This window comes from Micromonospora sp. NPDC004704, assembly GCF_053601675.1.
This window is the reverse complement of record NZ_JBSGCD010000007.1, coordinates 358,670-365,283: the sequence shown is the minus strand read 5'-3', so window position 1 is coordinate 365,283 and position 6,614 is coordinate 358,670. Positions and strand designations below refer to the sequence as shown.

Annotated in this window: 6 protein-coding genes; 2 read left to right on the top strand and 4 right to left on the bottom strand. The window is 69.9% G+C overall.

What is annotated here, in order from left to right; all coding sequences use genetic code 11:
- Together ACWEFB_RS13105 and ACWEFB_RS13100 are read left to right on the top strand one after the other, a co-directional pair.
- On the top strand, window positions 1–1,242 hold a 1,242-nt coding region (locus ACWEFB_RS13105), incomplete at its 5' end, for a hypothetical protein (protein ID WP_452285130.1).
- Between the two features lie 237 nt (window positions 1,243–1,479).
- Window positions 1,480–2,388, top strand: a complete 909-nt coding sequence (locus tag ACWEFB_RS13100; protein ID WP_452285128.1) for a hypothetical protein — start codon at window positions 1,480–1,482, stop codon at window positions 2,386–2,388.
- A gap of 94 nt (window positions 2,389–2,482) precedes the next feature.
- On the opposite strand, the gene ACWEFB_RS13095 is transcribed toward ACWEFB_RS13100, so the two are convergent.
- From ACWEFB_RS13095 to ACWEFB_RS13080, 4 genes are all read right to left on the bottom strand, one after another.
- Window positions 2,483–3,097 (bottom strand): DUF305 domain-containing protein, encoded by a 615-nt coding sequence (locus ACWEFB_RS13095; RefSeq protein WP_452285127.1) that lies wholly within the window; start codon window positions 3,095–3,097, stop codon window positions 2,483–2,485.
- A gap of 92 nt (window positions 3,098–3,189) precedes the next feature.
- Window positions 3,190–3,942 (bottom strand): lytic polysaccharide monooxygenase, encoded by a 753-nt coding sequence (locus tag ACWEFB_RS13090; RefSeq protein ID WP_452285126.1) that lies wholly within the window; start codon window positions 3,940–3,942, stop codon window positions 3,190–3,192.
- A gap of 181 nt (window positions 3,943–4,123) precedes the next feature.
- Complete coding sequence (locus ACWEFB_RS13085; RefSeq protein ID WP_326561138.1) at window positions 4,124–4,960, bottom strand: undecaprenyl-diphosphate phosphatase; 837 nt, start codon at window positions 4,958–4,960, stop codon at window positions 4,124–4,126.
- Between the two features lie 146 nt (window positions 4,961–5,106).
- Window positions 5,107–6,588: a pyridoxal phosphate-dependent decarboxylase family protein gene (locus ACWEFB_RS13080; protein WP_452285124.1), complete on the bottom strand. Its 1,482-nt coding sequence runs from the start codon at window positions 6,586–6,588 to the stop codon at window positions 5,107–5,109.
- Window positions 6,589–6,614 lie beyond the last annotated feature (26 nt).

Here is a 6,614-nt window from a genome sequence, read left to right as displayed (position 1 = left end):
GACACCGACGACCTCGCGTACGACGACTTCGCGCTGGACGCCGAGTTCGCCGCCTTCCGTACCGGACTGCTCGACCAGATCACCCCACCCGGCCCGGACGCCGTACGCACCACCGTCCGGCACCGCCGACGGGTCGCGACCACCACCGGCCTCGCCCTCGCCCTGGTCCTCGTCATCGGCCCGGTCGCCGGGTACGCGGCGCTGAACCGCAACTCCGCACCGCCCCCCGGACCCGCCGCGACCGACGAACCGACCACCAGCCCCACCCCGTCGACCAGTCCGACCCCGTCGGCGACCCCGTCGGCGTCGGCCACCCCACCGCCACCGGACGGTGAGATCAGCCGGGCGGACCTGCTGAAGGCCCGGGTGACCCTGCCGGCGTGGCAGTCGACCGCCCCCGAGTGGTGCGTCACCAGGAACGTCCGGCTGGAGGACGACCCGAAGATGAAGCACCCGGCGCTGGCCACGCTCGTCCACGGCGACGTGGACCAGGACGGGGCCGCCGAGTCGATCGCCCTGCTGACCTGCCCGCTCACCGAGGGCGGGACGACACAGCAGGTGGTGGTGTTCGACCGGGACGCCACCGGAAAGGTGGTCACCCTCGGCCAGGTTGTCCGGGTGGGTGCCGGAATAGAATGGCTGGCCGATGTGAAATACGACCCCACCGGAACGGTACGGGTCCAGGTGGGCGATATTCCGACGTGCTGCGAAATCCCGAACGCGTGGTCGCAGAAACAGTGGCGGAGCTACGCCTGGAATGGCAGGGAGTTCGAGCAGAAGGCCGGACCGGAGGCATTCGGTCCGAATCCGACATTCATCGACCTGTGGCCGGTCAGCGCCACGGACGTGGTCTTCGTCGAACATCCCGAGGACGTCATCTCGGGATGGCGGTACGGCTCGGTGACCGTCAAGATCCGTAACGACGGTCCCTCCACCTCGAAGACCGTACGGCTGGATCTTTGGTTCAGTCAGGGCGTGATGCGGCACGAAGGCGCCGGCTGGTCTTCCTGCACCAAGGTGAGCAACACCTCGTCGGTGCCGGCCGCGGCACTGTTCTGCGAACTCAAGCCGCTGAAGGCCGGTGAGGAACGGACGCTGGTGCTCGGGCTGATGAGCAGCGCGCAGGGCGACAGCGGCACCGCCACGGTCCACCTGAGCAATGTGGACCGGGTCGACGGCAGGGAGTGGGTCGTACCGGATTCCAGCGGCAACAACGACCGGATCGAGTTCCAGTACCGCTGACCCGAGGGCGCATGGCCCGTGCCCGGATTTCCGGGTGCGGGCCATTGTCGTTGCCGGGTCCGATCGGCGCCGACCCTTGACGCGTTCCGGTCGGGATCGGTTGTCGGTCATCCTTGTCGTTTCGCGGACAGAAAAGTACCGCAACCCGAATACGGAATGGGACGTGTCTTGTTCGATGCCGGGACAGAAAGCGCCACGGCACACGGGGAACAATCTGGAGGAACAATGTCCGTCTCAATGCGTCGTCGTCTGCTCGTCGGTGCGCTCGGCACCGCCGCGTTGCTGGTGGCCCTCGCCCCGGCCGGCGCCGCCTCGGCCGGAAACAGAAACCACGGCTCGTCCGTCTCCGTCGGCAACCTGGTTCTCCAGCCGACCGAGCGTGGTTACCGTGGCACGCTGCCGATCACGATCACCCTCCGCGGCACCGCGGACGTCCTGCCCGTCGTCACCGTCACCGAGCCGGTCGGCGGCTCCTTCACCAGCCTGCTGCCCGAGGGGCCGTGCTTCCCGCTGAACGACGGACCCCGTCGCACGGTCAACTGCACGATCGACCGGTTCGAGCCCGGCGAGCGGCGGACCGTCTACGCCGAGTTCGAGGTCCTGACCGACGCCCGCCGTTACCCGATGGTGGCCACCGGCGGTCGGGTGGACGTCTCGGTCGACTCGGTCCCGGTACGCGGTGGCGAGGCGTTCTCCGCCCTGTTCCGCTCCACCACCGGTTCGGTGCTCCACCCCCGGCCGTACGTGCAGGACACGGTGGCCGACGGCTCGGTCCGGGTCGGTCCGGCCGTGCTGAACCAGCAGGCCGACGGCGGCTACGCCGGTCAGGTGTCGGTCACGGTCGGCTACCGCAGCGACGCGCCGCACGACGAGCTCCAGGTGCAGCTCGGCCTGCCGGAGGGTGTCCGGACCGGCGAGGGCGTCTTCTGCCCGTTCGCGCGCTGCGTGGTGCCGGGCGGCGAGTTCATGCCCGGTGAGGTACGGACCTTCGACGTCCCGCTGACCGCCGAGGCCGACATCGTGGCCGGGCCGCTCGGCGACGCGACCGCCCAACTGCACCTGCCGTACGGAAACGCCGAGACCCCGGACTCGAACCCGGCCGACAACGCGGCGACCTTCACCGTCACCGCCGTCCCGGCCGCCTGAGCCCGAAGTCACAGCGGCGGTGCCCGACCGGGATCTTCCGGTCGGGCACCGCCGCGTTCGGTACCCACACTCCACAGTGGTTGGACCGGTGGCACTAGCCGAGCATCGTCAGCATCTGGTTGATCTGGGCGGTCCGGGACTGGTCGATCCGGCCGGCCAGTTCTCGGGCAGCCGGGTCCTGCCCGAACTTCGCCTCGTTACGGGCCATCTCGACGGCGTTGTGCTGGTGGGCGATGAACAGGTTGAGGAACGCGGTCTCGAACTCGGCCCCGGTGATCCGGCCCAGGGCGGCGATCTGTTCGGGTCCGGTGGCCGGCAGACCGCCGTGGTCGGCGTGGGCGTGGTCGGCCGGGTCCGCCTCGGTCGGCTGTCCCCAGTTGCGCAGCCAGCCGCGCATCGTCTCCTGCTCCTCGGTCTGGGTGACGTCGACGGCCGCGGCGAGGGTGCGTACCTCGGCGCGCTGGGCCCGGCTCTCGGCCAACCGGACCAGCTCCAGGCCCTGACCGTGGTGGGTCACCATCATCTGGAGGAACATCACGTCGGCCGGGTTGAACGGTCCCGGTGACCCGGTGGCGGTCGCGGAGACCACCGGCCGCGGCGCGGGGGTCGGCCCGGCCGGTGAACCGCCGGGGGCGGTGCTCGCGCCGCCGCAGCCGGCGAGCAGCAACAGCACAACCGGGGCGAGCAGCGTACGACGGTAACGGGCCATGTCCCGCCTCTTTCGGCTCGGGCAACGGGCAGGGATGGGACGTGCGCGGGCCCGTACCGGATCCGGTACGGGCCCGCCGGTGCAGGTGCGGGTCAGAGCCGCTGCCAGAGCGCCGGTACGTTCGGCGGCTCCCAACCGGGGATGGCCGTGTGTGCCTGACGGCAGCGGTAGCTGGCACCGCCGTAGGTGACCGTGGCGCCGACCTGGTACGCGGTGCCCGAGGCCCAGGTGCCACCGGCCGGCGGCGGGGTCGTCGGGTTCGGCGGCGGGGTTGCCGTACGGGTCGGCGTCGGGGTGGGGTTCGGCGGCGGGGTGGGGTTGCCGCCCCCTCCGCCACCGATCTGGAGGTCGACGCAGGAGTAGAACGCGTTCGCGGTGTCGGCGATGTTCCAGATGGCAAGCAGCTTCTGCCGGCCGGAGAAACCGCTGAGGTTCACCTGGTGCGAGACGGTGGCACCGGGCTGGCGGCCGTTGTCGTTGAACAGCGCCACCCGCTGGTTGCCGATGTAGTACTCCCAGGTGCTGGTGGAGTGCCGGGCGGTGAGCACCCAGTTGAAGGTGAGCGAGGTGCCGACCGAGGTCGCCGGCCAGTTGCGGCTCTCGTCACTGAGTACGGAGAAGTGCGCGATGTTGGCGTGGCAGTTGCGCAGCCCCTTCGGACCTTCGACGCTCTGCGGTTCCCACTGGATCTGTCCACAGTTGGCGACCCGACCCTGCGCGCAGTTGGCCTGCCGGCTGGGTGGTGACGAGATGTAGCCGTGTGCCTGCGCGGGCGCGGCGACGACCAGGGTGGAGGTGATGAGGGCTGCGACCGTCAGCAGCGACAGTGCGGCAGATCTTCGCATCGAAGGGCTCCTTACTCGTACTCGGCAGGGCGCCCTTAACAATTTATAGTAAACACTATTTACAGTAAAGACCTGGAAATAAGTTTGTCGATGTGTTCGTACCCGTACACAGCGCAGCGGCCCGGTATCCGCCCCGCCGAGGGGGCGAACACCGGGCCGCCGTGACGAACCAGCCGATCGGTCAGGTGGCCGAGATGGTCCCCGTACCGACCAGGACCAGGACCACCGTGCCGAGGATCACCCGATAGACGATGAACATCGTGTACGTGTGCCGGGCGATGAACTTCAGCAGCCAGGCCACCGCGAGGTAACCCACGATCCCGCTGACCAGGGTGGCGGTGATGGTCGCCGGCCAGCCGACCCCGTTGCTGATGTTCTCGTACTCGTCCACGACCTGGAGCGCACCCGCCGCCATCAGGGCCGGGATGGAGAGGAAGAACGACAGCCGGGTCACGGTGACCCGGTCCAGGTCGCGCAGCAGCCCGGCGGACATCGTCGCGCCCGACCGGGAGATGCCCGGAATCAGCGCCAGCGACTGCACCGTACCGATGATCAGGGTGTCCTTCCAGGTCACGTCCGACTCGTGGCGAACCTGGGTGGCCGCCCGGTCGGCGAACCACATCACCCCGGACCACAGGATCAACGCGAACCCGACGAACCAGAGACTGCGCAGGGTGGTCTCGATCTGGTCCTTGAACAGCAGCCCGATCACCCCGATCGGAATCGAACCGAGGATGACCGCCCAGCCGAACCGGTAGTCCGGACTCTCCCGACCCGCCGGGCTGAACACCCCGCGCACCCAGGCGGTGAAGATCCGGATCAGGTCCTTGCGGAGGTAGAGCAGGGTCGCGAACACCGCACCGACCTGGATGATCGCGGTGAACGCGGTGATGTCGGGGTCGTCGATGGAGTAGCCGAGCAGCTTTTCCAGGATGGTGAGGTGACCGGTGCTGGATACCGGCAGGAACTCGGTGAGCCCCTCCACCGCGCCCAGCAGCACCGCTTCCAGGATGTTCACATGCGCCTCTCGGAGCCGGGATGGAGGCCGGAGGACGACCGTACGGTCCGATGGATCATCCTTCGACGGGCGTTGACGCTAACGCAGTCCCGACCGTGGAAATCTGCGAGGGGAGGCGTCGGCGAAGACCGGCGGGCGTACGACGGTCAGTAGGTGGGACGTTGCAGCAGGCTGAGGAACTCCACCAGGAGCCGCTCACGCAGGCGTACCGGTGCGACGTTGAGCAGGGTGTTGACCACGGCCACCCGTTCCGGCAACGGCCCATCCGAGGCACCCTCGGCACCGCCGCCCAGCCCCAGCCCGGCGGCGAGGCCGGCAACCAGTTCCGGGGTGAGCTGCTCCGGGGTCAGCGCACCGGCCAACGCCAGCAGCTCGGCCGGCAACTCGACCGGACCGGCGGCCCGCGCGGCAGCCGCGGCGGCACGCAGGTCCACCCCGAAATCGGCCACCCTCGGCGCCACCGACGCGGTGACGGTCAGGTGGATGCTGGCCGGGAGGTCGCCGTACGCCATCTGGGGTTGGGTGTGCCAACCACGGACGGTGAGCTCGTCCGCGAGGACGAACAGGTCGAGACCGGGGTCCTCGGTGCCGAAACAGACCACGGTCGCCTCCGGCTCGGCCAGCAGCCGCAACCCGTCCACGGCGGTCACCTCAGCGGCCAGCCCGCGAACAGCGTCCACAGTGGTCCGGGCCAGCGCCAGGTAACCCGCGTCACCGACGTGCCGCAGGGTGGCGAACGCCGCCGCGATCGGCCCACCGGAGCGGGTGGACGAGATCACCGGGTTGAGCATCGTGTAGCCGGGCCAGTCGGCGAAGGCGAAGTACTGCGGCTTGCGCAACTCCGCGTCGCGGTGCAGCAACACCGAGACGCCCTTCGGGGCGTAGGCGTACTTGTGCAGGTCGACCGAGATCGAGGTGACCCCGGGTACGGCGAAGTCGAACGGGGGCACGTCCACCCCGAGCCGGCGCAGGTACGGCAACGTCCAGCCGCCGAAACAGGCGTCCACGTGGCACCGCACCCCGGCCGCCGCCGCGATCTCCGCGATCACGGAGATCGGATCCACCACCCCGTGCGCGTACGACGGCGCGGAACACGCCACCAGGACCGTCTCCGGCCCGATCGCGGCGGCCACGTCGGCCGGATCCGGACGCAGCGTCTTCGGCGACACCGGCACCAGATCGAGCGCCACCCCGAGGTAGTGCGCCGCCTTCGCGAACGCCGCGTGCGCGGTCACCGGCACCACCAGGCGCGGCGCCCCGATCTCCGGGTGGGCGTCCCGTGCGGTCTTCACCGCCAGGATCAGCGACTCCGTACCGCCGCCGGTGACACTGCCGACCACCTCCGGCGCGCTGCTGCCCGGACCACCGCCGAGCGTGCGGGCCGCCGCGCCGACCAGCGCGTTCTCCATCGCCAGCAGGGACGGGAACGCGGTCGGATCGAGCCCGTTCACGTGCGCCGACAGCGCGTACGCCGAGTGCGCCAACTCGTCCAGACCGGGCACCGCCGGGTCGTAGACGTACGCGAACAACCGCCCCCCGTGGGTCGGCCGGTCGGCGGCCCGCAGGCCACGGATCTCGTCCAACACCTGGGCAGCGGGTACGCCGTGCGGGGGCAGCGCGTCGAACATGGCGGACACCGTAACAGCCGACCCGC

Coding starts and splice junctions, on each gene's coding strand:
- ACWEFB_RS13100 (WP_452285128.1), top strand. CDS start 1,480: ATGCGTCGTCGTCTGCTCGTCGGTGCGCTCGGCACCGCCGCGTTGCTG.
- ACWEFB_RS13095 (WP_452285127.1), bottom strand. CDS start 3,097: ATGGCCCGTTACCGTCGTACGCTGCTCGCCCCGGTTGTGCTGTTGCTG.
- ACWEFB_RS13090 (WP_452285126.1), bottom strand. CDS start 3,942: ATGCGAAGATCTGCCGCACTGTCGCTGCTGACGGTCGCAGCCCTCATC.
- ACWEFB_RS13080 (WP_452285124.1), bottom strand. CDS start 6,588: ATGTTCGACGCGCTGCCCCCGCACGGCGTACCCGCTGCCCAGGTGTTG.